24 protein-coding genes and 1 pseudogene are annotated in these 19,784 nt (G+C 41.6%); 22 read left to right on the forward strand and 3 right to left on the reverse strand.

Annotated features, from left to right (window positions below):
• Nucleotides 1-253 precede the first annotated feature (253 nt).
• The 18 genes from spoIIM to V7654_RS02055 all read left to right on the forward strand — a co-directional run bounded on the left by spoIIM (nucleotide 254) and on the right by V7654_RS02055 (nucleotide 15,635).
• Entirely contained in the window at nucleotides 254-895 is a 642-nt protein-coding gene (gene spoIIM / locus V7654_RS01970) for a stage II sporulation protein M (protein WP_335428059.1), read from the forward strand.
• Nucleotides 896-1,009: 114 nt separating this feature from the next.
• Nucleotides 1,010-1,468, forward strand: coding sequence for a ferric iron uptake transcriptional regulator (fur, locus tag V7654_RS01975; protein ID WP_207499878.1), 459 nt, complete (start codon nucleotides 1,010-1,012; stop codon nucleotides 1,466-1,468).
• A gap of 355 nt (nucleotides 1,469-1,823) precedes the next feature.
• On the forward strand, nucleotides 1,824-2,051 hold the full coding sequence (locus V7654_RS01980) for a YqzK family protein (RefSeq protein WP_335428061.1): 228 nt from the start codon (nucleotides 1,824-1,826) through the stop codon (nucleotides 2,049-2,051).
• Nucleotides 2,052-2,056: 5 nt separating this feature from the next.
• Nucleotides 2,057-2,950, forward strand: coding sequence for a site-specific tyrosine recombinase XerD (gene xerD, locus V7654_RS01985; RefSeq protein ID WP_335428062.1), 894 nt, complete (start codon nucleotides 2,057-2,059; stop codon nucleotides 2,948-2,950).
• A gap of 192 nt (nucleotides 2,951-3,142) precedes the next feature.
• Nucleotides 3,143-4,324 carry a phosphopentomutase gene (gene deoB / locus V7654_RS01990; RefSeq protein ID WP_335428064.1) on the forward strand — a complete coding sequence of 394 codons (1,182 nt, stop codon included), beginning with the start codon at nucleotides 3,143-3,145 and terminating at the stop codon, nucleotides 4,322-4,324.
• 12 nt (nucleotides 4,325-4,336) lie between these two features.
• Entirely contained in the window at nucleotides 4,337-5,155 is an 819-nt protein-coding gene (locus tag V7654_RS01995; RefSeq protein ID WP_335428066.1) for a purine-nucleoside phosphorylase, read from the forward strand.
• A 50-nt stretch (nucleotides 5,156-5,205) separates the two neighbouring features.
• A complete protein-coding gene (locus V7654_RS02000) occupies nucleotides 5,206-6,510 on the forward strand; it encodes a pyrimidine-nucleoside phosphorylase (RefSeq protein WP_335428068.1) in 1,305 nt (434 codons plus the stop codon).
• Nucleotides 6,511-6,633: 123 nt separating this feature from the next.
• Nucleotides 6,634-7,806: a D-alanyl-D-alanine carboxypeptidase family protein gene (locus tag V7654_RS02005; RefSeq protein WP_335428187.1), complete on the forward strand. Its 1,173-nt coding sequence runs from the start codon at nucleotides 6,634-6,636 to the stop codon at nucleotides 7,804-7,806.
• Nucleotides 7,807-8,131: 325 nt separating this feature from the next.
• Nucleotides 8,132-8,482: an anti-sigma F factor antagonist gene (spoIIAA, locus tag V7654_RS02010; protein WP_335428069.1), complete on the forward strand. Its 351-nt coding sequence runs from the start codon at nucleotides 8,132-8,134 to the stop codon at nucleotides 8,480-8,482.
• Between the two features lie 3 nt (nucleotides 8,483-8,485).
• Nucleotides 8,486-8,926, forward strand: a complete 441-nt coding sequence (spoIIAB, locus tag V7654_RS02015) for an anti-sigma F factor (RefSeq protein WP_335428071.1) — start codon at nucleotides 8,486-8,488, stop codon at nucleotides 8,924-8,926.
• 13 nt (nucleotides 8,927-8,939) lie between these two features.
• Entirely contained in the window at nucleotides 8,940-9,698 is a 759-nt protein-coding gene (gene sigF / locus V7654_RS02020; protein WP_335428072.1) for an RNA polymerase sporulation sigma factor SigF, read from the forward strand.
• Nucleotides 9,699-10,059: 361 nt separating this feature from the next.
• Nucleotides 10,060-10,677 carry a stage V sporulation protein AA gene (locus V7654_RS02025; protein WP_335428073.1) on the forward strand — a complete coding sequence of 206 codons (618 nt, stop codon included), beginning with the start codon at nucleotides 10,060-10,062 and terminating at the stop codon, nucleotides 10,675-10,677.
• Nucleotides 10,667-11,089 carry a stage V sporulation protein AB gene (locus tag V7654_RS02030; protein ID WP_335428074.1) on the forward strand — a complete coding sequence of 141 codons (423 nt, stop codon included), beginning with the start codon at nucleotides 10,667-10,669 and terminating at the stop codon, nucleotides 11,087-11,089. Before V7654_RS02025 ends, V7654_RS02030 begins: the two co-directional genes overlap by 11 nt.
• 30 nt (nucleotides 11,090-11,119) lie before the next feature.
• Nucleotides 11,120-11,695, forward strand: coding sequence for a stage V sporulation protein AE (locus V7654_RS02035; protein ID WP_335428076.1), 576 nt, complete (start codon nucleotides 11,120-11,122; stop codon nucleotides 11,693-11,695).
• The gene (locus tag V7654_RS02040) at nucleotides 11,682-13,163 is read left to right on the forward strand and encodes a spore germination protein (protein WP_335428078.1); all 1,482 of its coding nucleotides are present in this window, start codon (nucleotides 11,682-11,684) and stop codon (nucleotides 13,161-13,163) included. The genes V7654_RS02035 and V7654_RS02040 overlap by 14 nt, the downstream gene beginning before the upstream one ends.
• A 282-nt stretch (nucleotides 13,164-13,445) precedes the next feature.
• Nucleotides 13,446-14,765: a diaminopimelate decarboxylase gene (gene lysA, locus V7654_RS02045; protein ID WP_335428079.1), complete on the forward strand. Its 1,320-nt coding sequence runs from the start codon at nucleotides 13,446-13,448 to the stop codon at nucleotides 14,763-14,765.
• Nucleotides 14,766-14,865: 100 nt separating this feature from the next.
• Nucleotides 14,866-15,000 carry a hypothetical protein gene (locus V7654_RS02050; protein ID WP_335428080.1) on the forward strand — a complete coding sequence of 45 codons (135 nt, stop codon included), beginning with the start codon at nucleotides 14,866-14,868 and terminating at the stop codon, nucleotides 14,998-15,000.
• Between the two features lie 257 nt (nucleotides 15,001-15,257).
• On the forward strand, nucleotides 15,258-15,635 hold the full coding sequence (locus V7654_RS02055) for a GNAT family N-acetyltransferase (RefSeq protein ID WP_335428081.1): 378 nt from the start codon (nucleotides 15,258-15,260) through the stop codon (nucleotides 15,633-15,635).
• A gap of 1 nt (nucleotide 15,636) precedes the next feature.
• Here the strand turns inward: V7654_RS02055 and V7654_RS02060 are convergent, their stop codons facing one another.
• Both V7654_RS02060 and V7654_RS02065 read right to left on the reverse strand, forming a co-directional pair.
• Nucleotides 15,637-16,170, reverse strand: a complete 534-nt coding sequence (locus V7654_RS02060) for a DUF309 domain-containing protein (protein ID WP_335428082.1) — start codon at nucleotides 16,168-16,170, stop codon at nucleotides 15,637-15,639.
• Between the two features lie 217 nt (nucleotides 16,171-16,387).
• Nucleotides 16,388-16,498, reverse strand: a complete 111-nt coding sequence (locus V7654_RS02065) for a YjcZ family sporulation protein (protein WP_335428083.1) — start codon at nucleotides 16,496-16,498, stop codon at nucleotides 16,388-16,390.
• A 193-nt stretch (nucleotides 16,499-16,691) separates the two neighbouring features.
• On the opposite strand from V7654_RS02065, the gene V7654_RS02070 reads away from it, so the two are divergent.
• From V7654_RS02070 to V7654_RS02085, 4 genes are all read left to right on the forward strand, one after another.
• Nucleotides 16,692-17,435 (forward strand): segregation/condensation protein A, encoded by a 744-nt coding sequence (locus tag V7654_RS02070; protein ID WP_335428086.1) that lies wholly within the window; start codon nucleotides 16,692-16,694, stop codon nucleotides 17,433-17,435.
• A 5-nt stretch (nucleotides 17,436-17,440) separates the two neighbouring features.
• The gene (scpB, locus tag V7654_RS02075) at nucleotides 17,441-18,034 is read left to right on the forward strand and encodes an SMC-Scp complex subunit ScpB (RefSeq protein ID WP_335428088.1); all 594 of its coding nucleotides are present in this window, start codon (nucleotides 17,441-17,443) and stop codon (nucleotides 18,032-18,034) included.
• A 132-nt stretch (nucleotides 18,035-18,166) separates the two neighbouring features.
• Complete coding sequence (locus V7654_RS02080) at nucleotides 18,167-18,586, forward strand: hypothetical protein (RefSeq protein ID WP_335428089.1); 420 nt, start codon at nucleotides 18,167-18,169, stop codon at nucleotides 18,584-18,586.
• 34 nt (nucleotides 18,587-18,620) lie between these two features.
• Nucleotides 18,621-19,109 carry a DUF3907 family protein gene (locus V7654_RS02085; RefSeq protein ID WP_335428091.1) on the forward strand — a complete coding sequence of 163 codons (489 nt, stop codon included), beginning with the start codon at nucleotides 18,621-18,623 and terminating at the stop codon, nucleotides 19,107-19,109.
• Nucleotides 19,110-19,196: 87 nt separating this feature from the next.
• On the opposite strand, the pseudogene V7654_RS02090 reads toward V7654_RS02085, so the two are convergent.
• A pseudogene (locus tag V7654_RS02090) lies at nucleotides 19,197-19,667 on the reverse strand (transposase); the annotation flags it as partial.
• Nucleotides 19,668-19,784 lie beyond the last annotated feature (117 nt).

The raw sequence follows: 19,784 nt of genomic DNA on the forward strand, positions 1-19,784 counted from the left end.
TCCTGCGGGATCAGCGGCCAAGGTGAGACCCCGCAGGAGCAAAGCGACGAGGAGGCTCACCTGACGCCCCGCGGAAAGCGAGTGCCTGGAGCGGAAATCAACAGACAAGTTTAACACGGCATTTTTGAAAAGAATGTGAGTATGTAAACCAAAACTACCATTTCATTAATCTAGTCAAAAATTCATCACTCATAGTCATAGATAACAAGTCCGGGCATATGATTGTATTAACCAATATGCAGGAGGAAGAGTGATGAAGAAGAGAAAGTACCAGGACGTCGCAGCAAACCATTTTCGAGAATATTCCTCAATCTATCTTTTTGTAATTGTCCTGTTTTTAATGGGAGTCATTTTCGGGGCAGTAATTGTGAACAGACTCAGCTTCACTCAAAAAGAGGATTTGTTCTATTATTTATCACAATTTTTTGGACAGGCAGCAACAGGGAAGGTTGCTGATGGCAGGGATTTATTTCTGCAAAGCTTTTTACATAACGGGAAATTCATTGGGCTCATCTGGATTTTAGGTGTTTCCATCATTGGTCTTCCTGTTATATTAATTCTATTGTTCATGAAGGGCATGGTTGTAGGATTTACTGTCGGTTTCCTTGTTAACCAGATGGGCTGGGATGGCTTTTTGTTATCTTTTGTGTCCATCCTGCCACAAAATTTCATCATAATTCCTGTATTCATTATTACTGCAGCAATGGCAGTAACTTTTTCGTTAAAAATGATCCGCAACCAATTTATGAAAAAAATCAATCAGCCAATCATGCCACAATTTTTTCGCTATATATTCTCCTTTGTAGCTGCAATTGCATTTCTTGTTGCAGCCGCTGCGGTGGAGGCTTATTTATCGCCAGCACTTTTAAAAGCAGTGATAAATTCAGTTAATTAAACTTATTTTCAGGTAATAATAACTCTGGTTTCTTGATTGTAATAATTTTATTTTGATTCTCAATACCCTTCTGATATAATAAAAGGACAGTGGCGGGGGAGTGAGAGTAACGAAATGGAAACTAGAATTGATAGAATCAAGAAACAGCTGCATTCGTCCAGCTATAAATTAACGCCGCAGCGCGAGGCAACCGTGCGCGTTTTACTTGAACATGAAGAAGACCACTTAAGTGCGGAAGATGTGTATTTGCTTGTAAAAGAAAAGTCTCCTGAAATCGGATTGGCTACGGTATACCGCACGCTTGAATTACTGACTGAATTGAAAATTGTCGATAAAATTAACTTCGGGGACGGTGTGTCCCGTTACGATCTCCGCCAGGAAGGCGCTGCCCATTTTCATCACCACCTTGTCTGCATAGAATGCGGAGCAGTTGATGAGATTCAGGACGATCTTCTAGAAGACGTGGAAGAAATCGTTGAAAGAGACTGGAATTTTAAAATAAAAGACCACCGCCTGACATTCCACGGCATTTGTTACAGATGCCAGGAAAAAGAAACGGCTGAAACTGAATAATCTAATAACCTTTTCTCACTTAGAGAGAAGGTTTTTTATTTACTTTTAGGCTATGTTAAAGATTAGTGTTGACTATAAGCACCTGTTGATTGGAGCGGAGGGTACTCGACTCCTGCGGGATCAGCGGCCAAGGTGAGACCCCGCAGGAGCAAAGCGAAGAGGAGGCTCACCTGACGCCCCGCGGAAAGCGAGTGCCCGGAGCGGAAATCAACAGTCTAATTTAACATAGCCTACTTTTAAAAAAGCTCGCAGGTATATTTCTTGTCCAAATTGGCATACAGATTAATAAGAATAAGTATGGCCGGTTGAAAAAACGGTAGCTTATCATATTAAACCAATTACGGGGGCAATAAATATGAAATCCTGGTTTGGGCTGATTGCGCACACTTTGAAAGTGTTTATATTGTTCACTGGATGCACAATCCTATTCTATTATGGTATCATGTGGATTAATGAAGAGTATGAGAGTTACCATCGGTATGATGCACCGGAAGGAGCAGCCATTAAAGTTTCGGGGGCATCCGTCCAAAATGATGGAGGCATGCTCGAAAGGCTGTTACTGTTTTATCTGAATGGGGAGTAATAAACATGGAAGACAGGCTCGATGACTTTATCCACTTTTTAGTAGTTGAAAAAGGACTTGCTAAAAATACCATTGTTTCCTATAAGCGAGATTTGAATAGTTATATCACTTATGTAAAAAATGTAGAGCAGCTGGAAGATTTAAACTCGGTTCAGCGCCCGCAGATCGTCCACTTCCTTAGCCACCTAAAAGACACAGGCAAATCTTCAAAAACACTTGCCAGACATATAGCTTCTATTCGGGCTTTCCATCATTTTCTGCTGAGGGAGAAAGCGGTGGACCATGATCCCACCGTTCATATAGAGAGTCCGCAGCATGAGCGGTCTCTGCCAAAGGTTCTCAGTATGGAAGAGGTAGAAACCCTGCTTGAAAGCCCAAAGCTGACTGATCACTTTGGATATCGCGATAAAGCCATGCTTGAAATGCTATATGCAACAGGGATCCGGGTCAGTGAATTGATCGGTCTCAAGATCTCAGATGTGCATTTAACAATGGGCTTTGTCCGCTGCATGGGAAAAGGAAGTAAGGAACGGATCATTCCGATTGGCAAAACAGCGTCAGATGCTATAGAACAGTATCTTGAAAAAGGCAGGCCAAAGCTTGTATCCAAAAAACAGCGTGATGACTCATTATTTTTGAATCATCATGGCAAAGGATTGACAAGACAGGGATTCTGGAAAATCCTGAAGAGGCTGGCAATGGAGGCTGGAATCGAAAAGGAACTGACACCACATACAATGCGTCATTCATTTGCCACGCATTTGCTTGAAAATGGTGCAGACCTTCGAGCCGTCCAGGAAATGCTGGGGCATGCAGACATTTCGACAACACAAATTTATACACATGTAACGAAGACAAGATTAAAGGATGTTTACACCAAGTTTCATCCACGAGCTTAATAGGTTCATAGAATTGTCAAAAAGCTGAGCGGAAAGCCAGCTTTTTTTTCTTGTGTTTTTAAATTAATTTAGTACAATGAAGATGTCAGACTTCTGACAAATGAAAACGCATAAGATTATCCTAAACTAAAAAGGGTAACATAAAATTGTAAATACGATGGAAACGCATTCACATGTTAAGGAGGAGAAAGAATGTCACATACATATAAGCGGGTGTTTTTGATCGTCATGGATTCCGTGGGGATCGGAGAGGCACCAGATGCAGAAAAGTTCGGAGATAAAGGATCACATACCTTGGGTCATATCGCTGAACGAATGAACGGATTGAACATGCCTAATATGGGCCAACTCGGTCTTAGCAATATTGAGGAAATTAAAGGGATTCAGCCTGCGCAGAAACCGTTGGCATTTTATACAAAGATGGAAGAGGCATCAAACGGCAAGGATACGATGACAGGACATTGGGAAATCATGGGCCTTAACATCCAGACTCCGTTCCAGGTATTCCCTGATGGATTCCCTGATGAGCTGATCTCAGAGTTAGAATCGCGTACAGGACGAAAAATCATTGGGAATAAGCCTGCCAGCGGTACTGAAATCCTTGACGAGCTTGGCGAAGAGCATATGAAAACTGGTGCTTTGATTGTTTACACTTCTGCGGATTCTGTATTGCAAATTGCTGCTCATGAAGAAATTGTGCCAATCGAAGAACAATATGAAATTTGCAAAATTGCCAGGGAACTGACCCTTGATGAAAAATACATGGTTGGAAGAGTCATTGCTCGTCCATTCCTTGGCGAGCCAGGAAACTTCAAGCGAACATCTAACCGTCATGACTATGCGCTGAAGCCATTTGGCAGAACAGTGATGAATGAAATGAAGGATGCTGGCCTGGATGTACTGGCCATCGGCAAAATCTCTGATATATATGACGGAGAAGGTGTGACTGAATCTCTTCGCACAGTGTCAAATATGGATGGAATGGATAAACTTCTCCAGACTTTGGACCAGGACTTCACAGGTTTGAGCTTCTTGAACCTTGTTGACTTTGATGCTTTATTCGGTCACCGCCGCGATCCAGAAGGTTACGGAAAAGCACTCGAAGAGTATGATGCACGCCTTCCAGAAGTGTTTTCTAAATTAAAAGAGGATGATTTGCTCATCATTACTGCAGACCATGGAAATGACCCAGTTCATTATGGAACGGACCACACAAGGGAATACGTGCCGCTCCTAGTGTATTCTAAGGGAATGGCTGAAGGTAAAGAATTGCCAGTCCGCAAAACATTTGCTGATATCGGAGCAACAGTTGCGGAAAACTTCGAGGTGCAAATGCCTGAACACGGCACTAGCTTCCTTAAGGAATTGAAATAAGGAGTGGAATTCATGGATTACAATCAAATTCAAACAGCAGCATCATTCATTAATAACAAGCTACAACAACAGCCAAAAATCGGGCTGATCCTTGGTTCTGGACTTGGGGTCCTTGCAGACGATATCCAAAATCCGGTCAAGATCCCTTATAACGAAATTCCAGGATTCCCTGTATCGACTGTTGAAGGCCATGCTGGCCAGCTAGTATGCGGACAGCTAAGCGGCGTGGAAGTTATTGCTATGCAAGGCCGTTTCCATTTTTACGAAGGCTATAGCATGGATAAAGTTACTTTTCCAGTGCGCGTCATGAAAGAGTTAGGGATTGAAAAGCTGATTGTTACCAACGCTGCAGGCGGAGTGAATGAAAGCTTTACCCCTGGCGATTTAATGATCATCACTGACCATATCAATAATATGGGAACAAATCCTTTGATCGGGCCAAATGATTCACGTTTTGGCGTGCGTTTCCCTGACATGAGCGAAGCCTATTCAAAGAATTTAAGAGGTATCGCAAAAGAGGTTGCTGGACGCTGCAATATTAATATCAAAGAGGGCGTGTATGTGGGAAATCCAGGACCGGTTTATGAAACGCCTGCTGAAGTAAGATTGGCACGTACGTTAGGCGGAGATGCAGTCGGTATGTCAACAGTACCGGAAGTAATCGTCGCAAGGCATTCTGGTTTAGAAGTACTTGGAATTTCATGTATTTCGAATATGGCAGCAGGTATTCTTGACCAGCCGTTAAGCCATGATGAAGTAATTGAAACAACTGAAAAAGTAAAATCCAGCTTCCTCACATTAGTAAATGAGATTGTTAAAGCAATTGGGTAAATATAACGAATAGCTGCTGCCCGGCTAAATATTAATAAGTGGTGATAATGGTGAGAATGGTTGACGTGATAGAAAAGAAACGTGACGGACATGAATTATCAACGGAAGAAATCCAGTTTTTCATTGATGGCTACACTGCAGGCACGATACCTGATTATCAGGTAAGTGCTCTTACTATGGCGATTTTTTTCAAAGGTATGACTGAAAAAGAACGCGCAGACTTGACTATGGCGATGGTTGCATCAGGGGACCAAATCGATCTGTCCCAGATTGAAGGAGTTAAGGTTGATAAGCATTCAACTGGCGGCGTTGGCGATACAACGACTCTTGTATTAGGACCATTGGTTGCTGCTCTTGGTGTTCCAGTCGCTAAAATGTCAGGACGAGGTCTTGGCCATACTGGCGGAACAATCGATAAACTTGAAGCAGTGGATGGCTTCCACGTTGAAATCGACAATGACGAATTCATTCGTCTGGTAAATAAAAATAAGATTGCTGTAATCGGCCAAAGCGGAAATTTAACACCAGCTGATAAAAAGCTTTATTCATTGCGTGATGTAACGGCAACGGTTGACAGCATTCCTTTGATTGCAAGCTCGATCATGAGCAAGAAAATTGCTGCAGGTGCAGACGCAATCGTATTGGATGTTAAAACTGGCGCAGGAGCATTCATGAAGACACTTGATGATTCCCGCGAATTAGCCAAAGCAATGGTGAGAATTGGAAATAATGTAGGCCGCAGAACGATGGCAGTCATTTCTGATATGAGCCAGCCGCTTGGATACGCAATTGGAAATGCGCTCGAAGTAAAAGAAGCGATCGATACTCTGAAGGGTGAAGGTCCTGAAGACTTAACAGAACTATGCTTGACTCTTGGAAGCCATATGGTATTCCTTGCGGGAAAGGCAAACTCTCTTGGTGAGGCTCGCAGCATGCTTGAAGAAGTCATCAAAAATGGCTCTGCACTTGAAACCTTCAAGGTGTTCTTGAGCTCACAGGGCGGCGATGATTCTGTAGTTGATGATCCTAGCAGGCTTCCACAAGCTAAATATACTTTTGAACTTGAAGCAAAAGAAGCTGGTTATGTTGCGGAAATCGTAGCTGATGAAGTTGGAACAGCGGCAATGCTTCTTGGAGCAGGAAGAGCGACAAAAGAATCAGAGATTGATTTGGCTGTTGGACTGATGCTTCGCAAAAAAATCGGCGACAAGGTAGAACAAGGCGAGTCGCTGCTTACAATTTACAGCAATTTTGAAGATGTTAGCGAAGTAAAAGAAATGCTGTATGAAAATATCAAAGTTTCAAGTGAGCATGTAGATGCACCAATTTTGGTACATGAAGAGATCACAGAATAATTTTAACCAAAAGAAGTGAAGGGGTTTCCCCTTCACTTCTTTTTTTATATTCTTCATTTGTATAAAAATGGATTCATTGGAAAAAATAGACCCTATAAAGATAGGAGGGTTATGTCCATGAATCTGAAAAAGTTAGCCAGTTTACTGCTTGTATGTATTTTGAGCACAGCTTTTATAGTACCAAAAGGATATGCCAATGAAGGGGATCCAGGCCTTGCAAATGAAGCCAGCTCGGCAATTTTGATTGAGCGAGACACTGGAGAAGTGCTATTTGAAAAAAACAGCCATGAAAAGCTTCCGCCTGCAAGCATGACGAAAATTATGACCATGCTTCTGATTATGGAGGCTCTCGATGAGGGCAGGCTGAAAATGGATGAGAAGGTTCGTACAAGCGAGTATGCTGCGTCAATGGGTGGTTCCCAAATCTTCCTTGAACCAGGAGAAGAAATGACCGTTGAGCAGATGCTGAAAGGAATTGCGATTGGGTCTGGCAATGATGCAGCTGTTGCGATGGCCGAACGTATAGGCGGCTCAGAGGAAGCTTTTGTAAAAATGATGAATGATAAATTAAAGGAATTAGGTCTTAAGAATACAGTTTTTAAAAATACGACAGGACTGCCTGTCGATGGCCATTACAGCTCTGCCTATGATATGGCCATGATGGCAAAAGAGCTATTGAAATATGAGAAAATCACAAAGTTCACCGGAACATACGAAGATTATCTGCGTGAGGATTCAGACAAAAAGTTCTGGCTTGTCAATACGAATAAGCTAGTCCGTTTTTATCCCGGCGTCGATGGTTTGAAGACTGGATTTACAAATGAAGCGAAATATTGTCTTACTGCCACTGCTCAAAAGGAAGGTATGCGCGCGATCGCAGTAGTGTTTGGAGCTCCTACTTCCAAAGCAAGGAATGCACAGGTGACGAAGATGCTGGATTATGCTTTTAGCCAGTATCAGACTCATCCTATGTTCAAAAAAGGCCATCCACTTGGCAAAGCTGCAATCAGCAAAGGCGATAAGCAAATGGTAAACGCCGTGACATCTGAAAGTGTCTCACTTTTAACGAAAAAAGGCGAAGACATCAAAGATGTAAAACAAAAAATCACCCTGAATAAGTCCTTAAAGGCACCAGTTGAAAAAGGCGACAAGGTAGGCACGCTGAAGCTTGTGAAAAATGGAAAAGTATTGGCCGAAACACAGCTTGTTGCGGATACAAAAGTAGAAAAAGCGAGTTGGTGGACGCTATATAAACGTTCGTTTGGAATGTTTACCCGCGCTGGCAGCCAAAACTAATGGTTTTTCACCAGTTGGAAGCAATATTTAACTAGTTGACAGCGGAAATTTACTTGTTGAATACAATAATTCACTCTTTCGAATGGAGATATCACTAGTTGGAGGCAATGTATAACTAGTTGGAAGAGATATATCACTAGTTGTAAAAATATAACCGCCTTAAGATGATGGAAAATACTGTCCTAATCATAAGCAAGCTAGAGTTGTCGAATGCTCTGTCATTACATCTAGTTTTAGCGAATTCGCACTAGTTTTGTTCTTAAGAAGGAATTGCCTTGTGAAATAGAGAATTTGACTCACTATACCAGATAAGGAGGCTTGGATAGTGAGTCTTAACATTGATATGGAAGTGAAGCATGATGTCTTATGTATTCGAATTAGCGGTGAGTTGGACCACCATACAGCAGACCAGCTTCGCGAGCAGGCAACAAAAGCCCTTGAGAGTGAAAATGTCCGCCACATTGTCTTGAACCTTGAGCATCTTTCCTTTATGGATAGTTCTGGCCTTGGTGTAGTTCTAGGAAGATATAAGCAAATTAAACAGCTCCATGGAGAAATGGTCGTTTGTGCGATCTCACCGCCAATCAAAAGGTTATTTGACATGTCGGGTTTATTTAAGATTATCCGTCTTGAACCGACTGAAGAATATGCATTAGAGAGATTGGGGGTTGCTTGATCCATGAAGAATGAGATGAATCTTCAATTTAGCGCGTTAAGCCAAAATGAATCTTTTGCAAGGGTAACCGTTGCTGCTTTCATTGCGCAGCTGGATCCTACTCTTGATGAACTGACTGAAATCAAGACGGTTGTTTCCGAAGCGGTTACGAACTCGATTATCCATGGCTATGAAAATGATGCCAATGGAATGGTGTACATCTCTGTTTTATTGCAGGAGGGTACTGTTGAGATGCTGATTAAGGATGAAGGTATTGGCATACCTGATATCGATGAGGCGATGCAGCCTCTATACACGTCTAAACCTGAGCTTGAAAGATCAGGTATGGGCTTTACCATTATGGAAAATTTCATGGACGAAGTACAAGTGAGATCAGAGCCCGGCTTTGGGACAGAGATTCGTTTGAAAAAGCACCTGTCAAAGAGCAAAGCGCTGTGCAATTAAGGGAGTTCTGCCTATGGATGTGGAGGTAAAAAACGATAATAGCCAAACGTATCTTAAGGACCACGAAGTCAAAGAACTGATTTTGAGAAGCCAGCAGGGAGACCAGGCCGCCAGGGATTTGATTGTCCAAAAAAACATGCGGCTTGTATGGTCTGTCGTCCAGCGCTTCCTCAACAGAGGGTATGAACCGGACGATCTTTTCCAGATTGGCAGCATCGGCCTATTGAAATCAGTTGATAAATTTGACTTGTCGTATGATGTGAAATTTTCAACCTACGCGGTTCCAATGATCATTGGAGAAATACAGCGCTTCATCAGGGATGATGGCACTGTAAAAGTGAGCAGGTCATTGAAAGAAACCGGTAATAAAATCAGGAAAGCTAAAGATGAGCTTTCGAAGAACTTTGGCAGGGTACCAACTGTCAATGAAGTTGCGGAGTATCTCCAGCTTTCTCCTGAAGAAGTAATCATGGCGCAGGAGGCTAGCCGTACACCTGCTTCCATTCATGAAACTGTCTATGAGAATGATGGAGACCCAATCACCCTGCTTGACCAAATCGATAATGGAGAAGAGGGACGATGGTTCGATAAAATCGCTTTGAAAGAAGCGATCAATGAACTTGATGAAAGGGAAAAGCTGATTGTATACCTGAGGTATTATAAAGACCAGACTCAGTCGGAGGTAGCATTGAGGCTAGGAATTTCCCAGGTGCAGGTCTCGCGACTCGAAAAGAAAATACTTCAGCAAATGAAGGGCCGTATGGATATTTAATATCCATGCGGCTTTTTTATGTGATAAAAAAGTATAAAATTCACTTCGAGAATTGTCCAGCTCCAGCGCCTAGCCCCTCGTGTGGCTTGTCTGCTGCGGCTCCTAACTCCTCGAGACGCTTCGAGCCTGCCATTGAAGTCAAAGAGCGACTTCAAAGGCAGGCCCTTCGATTTGACACGATGTACTAGGGCCGACGTTGCCACAGGACGTGGCGTAGTTAGTCGCTGTTCCTTTTACTTGGAGCTTGCACTTTTCTTGCTGCCAAAAAAACGTAATCTTAACCAATTATTGGACTTCATGAAAAAACATCAGCTAAACATACTAAATATACAAGGAAAACAATGTGTTGGAAGTGAATCTGATGGAAAAAACGATTTATATTCGCATGCGCAATCGGGTCCAAGTCAAACCAGAAGAATCACTCTTGTTAAAGGATATTGCGCAAATCATCGCTGGCGAGGAAGTCTATGACAAACTTATGGTGCTTCAGGTCCTGAAGGTGACACCTAAGGATCATATCCACATCATTGATGTGATGAAGGTCATTAAGTTTATCACAGGAAACTTTCCTGAATATGAAGTTCAGGCATTAGGGCCGCCCCAGACTATTGTGGAAGTGATCTATCAAAAAAAGGGGATGTCGATTCCATATTTCTTTCTTGTCTGGTTTTTATTATTTTTCGGGGCTGCCCTTACCATCATGAATTTTCATGAGGACGTCAGCATGCAAAGTGTTCAGGAGCGCATTTATACAATCTTGACGGGAAAGACAGAACAAAAGCCTCTTCTCTTTCAGATTCCATATTCAATCGGAATTGGTCTTGGTATGATTTTGTTTTTCAACCATGTATTCAAAAAAAGGATTAACGAAGAGCCTAGCCCGCTCGAGGTGGAAATGTTCAACTACCAGCAATCACTCGATCAATATGTAATTCTGCATGAGAATAAGGAAAACGTGAAGCACGTCGATGACCATTAGTGTGTTATTCATCATGCTGATAGGACTTGCAAGCGGGCTGGCGGTAGGTTCAGGATTTGTAGCCTTTTTGACGGTGCTGGGAGTGATTCCAAGGCTTACCCAATTGACAAAAACAATGAACTTGATTTCATGGTATGAATGGTCTGTAGTTCTTGGTGCCCTGCTGGGGACTGCGGGGAGCATTCGGGACCCTATACTGAATTTCTCTCCTTATGTGGCAATCCCGCTCGGTTTGGCCGGAGGAATATTTGTCGGCATGCTTGCGGCTGCTTTGACGGAAGTTCTCAATGTTCTGCCTATCCTGGCAAAAAGAATTCGCGTAGATGACAAGCTTGAAATATTGTTAATGGCAATCGTGCTGGGCAAAGTATTCGGTTCTTTATTTCACTGGATATACTTTGTCGGACGGTAAAAAACGAAGGATCAGAAAGGACGGCACCGAATGACCGAGAAACGGAATGTAATATTAATTACAGATGGCGATGACTATGCCAGACGATCAGTAGAACGAGTCGCAGCTGACGTTGGCGGGCGATGCATTTCTCATTCACATGGCAATCCGTCCGTTCTTTCGGGGTCTAGTCTTGTAAACCTGATTAAAAAAGCAGCCAATGATCCTGTTTTAGTAATGTTTGATGATAGCGGCTTCCTTGGAGAGGGCGCAGGTGAGCAGGCATTGAAATATGTTGCGGAGCATGAGGATATCAATGTTCTTGGAGTTATTGCTGTAGCTTCGAAAACGCATATGGCTGAGTGGAGTAAGGTGGATTTCTGCATCGACAGGGATGGAGAGCTTACTCCATATGGAGTTGATAAACATGGACTTCCTGAGCTGGAGCTAGGAAGGATCAATGGCGATACGGTTTACTGTTTAGATAAGTTAGATGTCCCTCTGATTATAGGAATTGGCGATATTGGCAAGATGGCTCGCCGTGACCATTACGAGCGCGGGGCACCGATCACAAAAAAAGCAGTGGAAATCATCCTTGAAAGGAGCGGATTCTATGCCAAAGAATAAAAATGATATGCTGCCTATACCAGAATCCTTGCATGAAGCAGAGAAATACATGAAAGAGCGGGTGGGCTTGGAAGATAGCTTTGACCTTGGTGTCAGAAAGCTGAAAATCCTAAAAAAAGAGGTTCACTTTTATTATGTGAATGGTTTATGTGATACCCAGTTCATCATCCATATTGTTGAAGAATTAGTTGGTATCAATGATCATGAAAAGCTGTCCACGCACCTTCAGATGATTGTCGAGAATAGGATTACTCACCAATCAGTACAGACAATTAAAACAATGGATGAGCTGGTTGATCAGGTTTTATCTGGTTTGATTGTTATTTTGGTCGAGGGTGAAAGAACTGCCTTTGTTGTCGATGTACGTAGCTATCCTGGAAGACAGCCGCAGGAGCCTGACACTGAAAAGGTTGTCCGTGGATCGAGGGATGGCTTTGTAGAAAATATTATTGTAAACACCGCTTTGACGAGAAGAAGAATTAGGGACGAGAATCTGCGTTTTGAAATGATGAAGGTTGGAGAGCGTTCCAAATCAGATGTAGCCATCGCCTATATCAAGGATATTGCGAATCCTGATTTAATCGAAGTAATTAAAAAGGAATTAAATACGATAAAAATCGATGGAATTACGATGGCAGATAAGACGATTGAAGAGTTTCTTGTTAAACAAGGTTACAATCCATATCCACTCGTTAGGTACACCGAGCGTGCGGATGTTGCTGCAACCCATTTGCTAGAGGGGCATGTATTGATTTACGTGGATACATCTCCAAGTGTCATTATTACGCCAACAACATATTTTCACCATCTCCAGCATGCTGAGGAATACAGGCAGTCGCCAGCAGTCGGGACAATGGTCAGATGGGTCAGGTTCCTAGGGGTGCTCGCGTCGCTTTTGCTTTTGCCACTATGGTATTTATTCGTCCAGAATCCAGATCTTCTGCCAGAAAAAATTAACTTCATTGGTCCAAATGACAAATCCAATATCCCGATTTTCTTGCAGATTATGCTTGCGGACGGAGGGATCGAATTCCTGAGGATGGCTGCAATCCATACACCGACGCCTTTATCAACTGCTATGGGTTTGATCGCTGCTGTACTGATCGGTCAAATTGCAATTGATGTAGGGATGTTTGTACCAGAAGTCATCCTCTATGTGGCAGTGGCTGCTATTGGAACATATGCGACCCCGAGCTATGAGCTAAGTATTGCCAATAAGATTGGCAGGGTATTTCTATTGATCATTACAGCACTTTTCCATGTTCCGGGATTTATGGTCGGCACTACAGTTTGGCTGCTGATGCTCGCAAATATTAAGTCTTTGAATACTCCTTATCTGTGGCCATTCATGCCTTTTCATCCAATAGCTTTCATGCAGATTATTATCAGGAGGGCTGTTCCAGGTTCCAAAATCAGGCCGAGTATCGTCCATGCTAAAAATCGTTATAAACAGCCTTCAAATTCATGACCAAGTTCCAATTGCACGTTCCAATAGAATATGGTAAAGTGTTTTTAATTTACTAAAGACTTAAAGCAAAAAAATAAGACAGTTCACGACTGAACTGTCTATTTATTTATTAGGCTTTTTCTAAATGTTGTTGTTAATGTGAACAGAGTAAAAACTTAAAATCAAGAATTTGCTCTATTGATTACAGATTCTCAGGATTGCTTTTTAAATCTGAATTAAAATCATTTGCAGAACAACAATGAACGAGAAAGGTCATATATTGTCAAGGGATGAGGGGACAGCATGGAGTTTCAAGGAACTGCAAAGGTTAATCGTCTTGGACATTTAGAAATTGGCGGTGTTGATACAGTCCAACTGGCTGAAAAATATGGAACCCCACTATATGTCTATGATGTAGCTTTAATACGTGAACGGGCAAGAAGCTTTAAGAAAACATTTGAGAAGGCGGGAATTACCGCCCAGGTAGCATATGCAAGCAAGGCTTTTTCAACAGTTGCCATGGTGCAGCTGGCGGATGAGGAAGAGCTATCGCTGGACGTCGTCTCAGGAGGAGAACTGTATACTGCACTTGCTGCTGGCTTTCCTACTGAAAGAATCCATTTTCATGGAAACAATAAAAGCCGTGAAGAGCTTATCATGGCGATTGAAAAAAATGTTGGCTGCATTGTAGTCGATAATTTTTATGAATTAGAGATGCTGCGGGGCCTCTGTGAGGATAAAAAAAGGAGTATGAAGGTACTCCTTCGTGTCACCCCAGGGATTGAGGCCCATACACATGACTATATTTTAACCGGTCAGGAAGATTCTAAATTCGGTTTTGATTTGCAGAACGGACAGGCTGATGAGGCGATGCAAATTGCTTTGAAGGATAAAAACATTGAAGTTTTGGGTCTTCACTGCCACATCGGTTCGCAAATTTTTGAAACGACTGGATTTATATTGGCTGCCCAGAAAATTTTTGAGAAATTGCATCAATGGAAAAATGAGCTTTCATTCGAATCAAAGGTTCTTAATCTAGGCGGAGGGTTTGGGATACGTTATACAAATGAAGACGATCCGATTCCTGCAGCTCAGTATGTTGTGGAAATTATCGCAGAGGTTAAAAAGCAGGCAGCCTCCTATTCAATGAAAATGCCTGAAATTTGGATTGAACCTGGCCGTTCCCTTGTAGGGGATGCAGGTACGACACTTTATCGTATTGGTTCGAGGAAGGATGTTCCGAATGTCCGCCAATATGTTGCAGTTGATGGTGGCATGAGTGACAATATCCGTCCAGCATTGTATCAGGCGAAGTATGAAGCGGTCCTTGCGAATAGGGTGATGGACAAGCCTGAAGAGACAGTATCAATTGCCGGAAAATGCTGTGAGTCCGGAGATATGTTAATTTGGGACCTCCCACTGCCGAAATCAGGCAACCAGGATTTATTGGCTGTTTTTTGCACAGGTGCTTATGGGTATTCAATGGCTAATAATTATAACCGTTTGCCTCGTCCGGCAGTTGTATTTCTTGAAGACGCTAAGGATACATTAGTGGTTCGCCGTGAAACATTTGAGGATATGGTAAAATTAGACTTGCCTCTTAAAGAAAAAATTAAAAATTAAGCTGCACCTTTGCAGCTTTTTTTAGTCGTACGCTAGTTATTTTAAAGATTGGCTAATTGCCCAGCCTTATTGTAGAATTACAGATTGGGAGGGATGCCGTATGAAGAAAAATAACTGGATGTTATTTTTGCTTTTATTGCTGATGGCTGTTGCCTGGGGGGCTTATTACTGGTTCTTTATTGTTCCTGGCCAATTATTGAATACCATTATTCTCGCTAAAATGTCATTATTGTAATAAGAGATCATTATTGTTCTTGGCCAATAGGAAACGGAAAATTAATTGAAGAATCTGCCTGGATTATGTATGATATTATCAATTGCAACATCGTATGAACCTGAATTGCTTGAAAGCATATATTATTAAAAGGCTTTTTTTCACATTAGCTTCTCTATCAGTGAATAGGGCATAAAGGTTTAATTTAGAAGAAAAATGGAAAAAATGATCTTGTTATCATTCCATTACTACCGTCAAACCACTAATGAGGGATACTTATGTTAATTCGTTATAAAAAGGCATTTGAAAAGATTGCGATGGGTCTGTTGTCTTTCATGCCTAATGAAAAGGATTTAAAAAAGCTTCAGCAAACGATGAAGAATTACGAAACAGACGAATCCTGGCAGTTATTTTTATGGAAGGAAGATGAAGACATCATCGGGCTTTTAGGTGTGAACTTCACCGATCCAAAAATGATGCAGATTCAGCATATATCCGTAAATCCATCTCATAGGCATCAGGGGATTGGCAAAAGGATGGTCAATGCCCTCCAGGAGATGTTTCCTGATTGGAAGGCATCAGCAAATGAAGAAACTCTAGCTTTTTTTGAAAAGTGCATTCAAGAAGGAAATACAGCAGAAGGCAGTGGATGTTAAATCACTGCCTTTTTTCTTTTTTTCTTTCGTCCAATGCCATTTTACGCTCTGCTATTACTTCACTCCGGTCTCTTGAAGAATGTCTGTTAATCAATTCCTCGTCAGTGAGGTCACTCTTAGCTCCCCATTTAAAGCCGTTTTCTTTACATTCCTCCTGGCAAAGCTTAACAACCTCCATGTCTGTTATAGGCAGGTTAAAACTTATATAAGGGATCTTGTTCAGTAAATTCTTCTCTCTCTTTTTTAATATGTCCATCAGAGCCTCATGATTCATGCCTAAACGCAGACAGCTCCGCACATCAAGAGAAAAAATTTCTAGTGATTTTCTTAATGTTCTTATCGCTCCGGCATAATTTTTGCGCCGGTAATGGTAATTTGATACAGCCAGCAGGATTAACGCGACCCAGATGGATTTTTTATTGCCTGCATCCGTCGCTTTCCAATATTCCTCCAGGATTTCGTGGCACTCAAAGTAATCCCTGTCTCCGTGGAAATGGGCGAGATATTGTATATATGATCTTGGATATTTAGTCATGAAAAAACCCCCCATTAAGTAACACTAGCTTAGCATAATTTCTAAGTTCATAAAATTAGAAACTGATTTACAATGGCTTTGTTTTACAATCGTAACACTTATTGCAAGGAGCTTTTCTCTATTGCCAAAATTAGATAAAGCCAGAAGAAAGAGAAAACGCCCGGCAAAAGCCGGGCACTGAATAATGGGGTGCTATTTAGATAGCTGGCATTTATTCTTATAGCCAGGCTGCACCTACAATGATTAGCAATATGAAAAGCACTACGATAAGAGCAAAACCAGCTCCTAGTCCGTGGCATCCATGCCCTTTTTTATCTGACATGCACATTACCTCCTGATAGTAAAATAGCCTACTTTACATTTTCAGCATATGACGAAACTGAGTTAAAGGTTTGGGCGATAGTCCCTGTTTTATCAGGAATTTTAAAAATTCATATGGAAATTAGTAATGGATAACCTCATGCTAATCCACTATACTTATATAATGATGCAGTTCAATATAGGAATTTTGGTGGGAAACGATGCAATATAATGTGAAAATCGAGGCCTTTGAAGGTCCGTTGGATTTACTTCTGCACTTGATCAATCGCCTGGAGATTGATATTTACGATATACCTGTAGCGAAAATTACTGAACAATATCTCATGTATATCCATGCAATGAAAGAATTCCAGCTGGATGTCGCAAGTGAATATCTGGTCATGGCAGCAACACTTTTGGCCATAAAAAGCAAAATGCTTCTTCCAAAGCATGAGGAAGTACTAGATGATGAATTTGAGTATGAACAAGAGGAAGATCCCCGAAATGAACTTGTGGAAAGGCTGATCGAATACAAAAAATTCAAAGAGGCCGCAAGTGATTTAAAGTCCCTCGAACAAGAGCGCGGTCTTATATATACAAAGCCACCGAGTGATCTGACTGAATATGCGAAGGAAATAAAAACCGAAAATACAGACCTGGATATTTCTTTATACGATATGCTTGGAGCTTTTCAAAAGCTATTAAGAAGAAAGAAATTGCAGAAGCCGATGTCTACGAAAATTGCCCGGCAGGAAATATCTATTGAAAAAAGAATGGATGAAATCATCCTCTTCCTGAAAGCGAGCGGCACGAGGACGAGTTTTAATGACTTGTTCCCGGATTCTGATCGTGAGCACATTGTCGTTACGTTCCTGGCAATCCTTGAGTTGATAAAAAGGAAGGAAATTGATGTGCAGCAGGAACAAAACTTTGCTGAGATATTTATGACTGCAAGAAAGGAGTAAAAAGCTTGGGAAAAGTTAAGTGGAAAGGTATTTTGGAAAGCCTGCTATTTGCTGCGGGAGATGAGGGACTGAGCCTTAAGCAAATAGCGGCAGTGCTAGACGTGGAAGAACAGAAGGCTAATGAGATTGTGGCTGAATTGCAGTTGGATTATGACAAGGATGATAATCGAGGGATTACAATCGTTCAGCTTGCAGGTGTTTTTCAGCTGGCCACGAAAAAAGAGCATGCCATTTATTTAAAAAAACTTGTTGAATCACCAGGTGCCGGCCATCTTTCACAGGCAGCTCTTGAAACACTGGCAATAATAGCTTATAAACAGCCAATCACAAGGTCGGAAATTGAAGAGATACGCGGGGTAAAAACAGAGAGACCATTGCATACACTGACTTCCAGGGCGCTAATTAAAGAGGTTGGCAGGGCGGAAGGAACAGGCAGGGCTATTTTATATGGCACTACAAAGGAATTTCTTGATTATTTCGGCTTGAAAAATATCAAGGAACTTCCGCCGCTTCCTGAAAAGATTGATGATGATGATATCCAGGATGATGCAGATCTTTTCTTTGAAAAATTCCAGGAAACGATGGATATAGATATCTAGCTTTTGTGCACAAAGTTTAGAATTTATGATAAAATTTAAATAATTATTTATTGGAAATGCTTTTCGTTATCGAAGGCATTTTCTTTATACATATCTATTTTAATAGAATGAATGTCCATCAGGAGGAATAACATGCTTATTAAGCAATGTGTTGGGTATGAACTTGAAAAAGAGAAATCGAATACATCTGAGGATTTTTTCAACCGGAGTGAGGTCACCTTTGTTGAAGACGGCAAAGAAAAAACATTGCATGTATTGTATGTCAGGTATTTTGATGAATTGATTGGCAGCATCACACCATTTGAAGCAGAGCCAGTGTTCAAAGCCGGAGCAAGGGAAGTTTATTTAAGAGATCTTGTGGCTATAGCAGCTTTATTGAAAAATCCCGGATATCGCCATCGTAAGAGGGTATATATTAATGTGCAAAGAGAATTCGCGGATATTTTCAGTGGGCTTGATTATAACAAGCTTCCTGAAATTGTTGAGGGCATTGAACAAAAAGGAGCTTTTGAAGTACGCTCGCCTTTAGATTATATTGTCCAGCCAGTTTAATAAAGTTTGATAAAAATCCATTGGGGGTGTTATTTTGGGTAATACAATCGTAAAAACACAAATTGAAGAAGTCAGGGAATTTCTGGCGAAAAGCGTGCACGAGCTGGAAGCATTCCTGAATGAAACAACTCTTACCAGACTTCAGCAGGGACAACAGGCTGATGAAGAATATTATAAATCCATTCTCTCAAGCTTGCGGAAACTTACGGTATATTGCGAAGAAGGTCTCGATGCTTGTAAGGTCATTTTGCAGGCGGAAGCATTTTCAAAGGCTGCTGCAGAAAAAACATTATACAGGATTTATTACCAGTGCATTGAAGAATTCTTCTCTCCGAAAAGTGATGTGTGGTATGAGGATAGCAGGTCTGCATATACAGGAAAGAATGCTATAAAGTTCAGGCAGCCAGTATCTGCAGAATTAAGCGAGCTGCTGCTGGGTCTTGAGGGCAGCTTTCAGCGAATAAGAGAAGAACTGGAGTACTACGAAACAGATTACCGTACAAAGATGCTCCAATCCCGATAATTACTTAAAAGAAGCAGCTTTTACAGCTGTTTCTTTCAGTTTGTAGACAAAAGGGGTTTGGAATGGTCTCATTCCAAACCCCTTCAGGTAAGCACAAGTATCTTTCCGCACCATTTTTCTTATCGAATTTATGTTTATTGGTACTAGCCTTTACGTGAGTGGAATCAATGAATACATGATCTGAGCTGATCAGTTTCATTTCAGCTGCGATCTTAAGGATGCGATAGAAAATCTGTTCGAATAAATCCGTATCCTGAAAACGGCAAATGTAATTCTTACCGAAAGTTGAGAAATGGGGCACCGGATCATGGAAACCTAATCCCAGGAACCAGCGATAGGCCATGTTGGTTTCTGTTTCCTTGATTGTCTGGAGCATGGACCGGGTACCAAAAGTATGTTGAATGAGTAGAAGCTTAATTAACATGACTTCGTCAAGGCTTGGACGACCCACATCCGAATAAAGATCTTCAACCAGATCGTAGATGAAGGAAAAATCAGTGGCAGCTTTCATTTTCGAACCAAATGGTCTTGAGGAACAAGCCGATCGACCGTTACCATCTCTAACTGATCTCTTGCGGTTGATAGTTTAAAATATACATTTGGATCCTACCACACTAAATAAGGAAGTCCTGTTGATTGGAATGGAAGACACGTACACTCCTGCGGGCGCAGCTG

Origin of the sequence: Bacillus sp. JJ1609 (assembly GCF_036967045.1) — a bacterium.
GTDB lineage: Bacteria > Bacillota > Bacilli > Bacillales > Cytobacillaceae > Mesobacillus.

Bases quoted from the DNA above. Each gene is read 5' to 3' on its own strand.
- V7654_RS02065 (WP_335428083.1), bottom strand. From the start codon at position 16,498: ATGTGCATGTCAGATAAAAAAGGGCATGGATGCCACGGACTAGGAGCT.
- spoIIM (WP_335428059.1), top strand. From the start codon at position 254: ATGAAGAAGAGAAAGTACCAGGACGTCGCAGCAAACCATTTTCGAGAA.
- V7654_RS02060 (WP_335428082.1), bottom strand. From the start codon at position 16,170: ATGACTAAATATCCAAGATCATATATACAATATCTCGCCCATTTCCAC.
- V7654_RS02040 (WP_335428078.1), top strand. From the start codon at position 11,682: ATGCCAAAGAATAAAAATGATATGCTGCCTATACCAGAATCCTTGCAT.
- sigF (WP_335428072.1), top strand. From the start codon at position 8,940: ATGGATGTGGAGGTAAAAAACGATAATAGCCAAACGTATCTTAAGGAC.
- deoB (WP_335428064.1), top strand. From the start codon at position 3,143: ATGTCACATACATATAAGCGGGTGTTTTTGATCGTCATGGATTCCGTG.
- spoIIAB (WP_335428071.1), top strand. From the start codon at position 8,486: ATGAAGAATGAGATGAATCTTCAATTTAGCGCGTTAAGCCAAAATGAA.
- V7654_RS01995 (WP_335428066.1), top strand. From the start codon at position 4,337: ATGGATTACAATCAAATTCAAACAGCAGCATCATTCATTAATAACAAG.
- V7654_RS02080 (WP_335428089.1), top strand. From the start codon at position 18,167: ATGCTTATTAAGCAATGTGTTGGGTATGAACTTGAAAAAGAGAAATCG.
- V7654_RS02070 (WP_335428086.1), top strand. From the start codon at position 16,692: ATGCAATATAATGTGAAAATCGAGGCCTTTGAAGGTCCGTTGGATTTA.
- lysA (WP_335428079.1), top strand. From the start codon at position 13,446: ATGGAGTTTCAAGGAACTGCAAAGGTTAATCGTCTTGGACATTTAGAA.
- fur (WP_207499878.1), top strand. From the start codon at position 1,010: ATGGAAACTAGAATTGATAGAATCAAGAAACAGCTGCATTCGTCCAGC.
- V7654_RS02030 (WP_335428074.1), top strand. From the start codon at position 10,667: ATGACCATTAGTGTGTTATTCATCATGCTGATAGGACTTGCAAGCGGG.
- V7654_RS02035 (WP_335428076.1), top strand. From the start codon at position 11,120: ATGACCGAGAAACGGAATGTAATATTAATTACAGATGGCGATGACTAT.
- V7654_RS02050 (WP_335428080.1), top strand. From the start codon at position 14,866: ATGAAGAAAAATAACTGGATGTTATTTTTGCTTTTATTGCTGATGGCT.
- V7654_RS02055 (WP_335428081.1), top strand. From the start codon at position 15,258: ATGTTAATTCGTTATAAAAAGGCATTTGAAAAGATTGCGATGGGTCTG.
- V7654_RS02025 (WP_335428073.1), top strand. From the start codon at position 10,060: ATGGAAAAAACGATTTATATTCGCATGCGCAATCGGGTCCAAGTCAAA.
- V7654_RS01980 (WP_335428061.1), top strand. From the start codon at position 1,824: ATGAAATCCTGGTTTGGGCTGATTGCGCACACTTTGAAAGTGTTTATA.
- xerD (WP_335428062.1), top strand. From the start codon at position 2,057: ATGGAAGACAGGCTCGATGACTTTATCCACTTTTTAGTAGTTGAAAAA.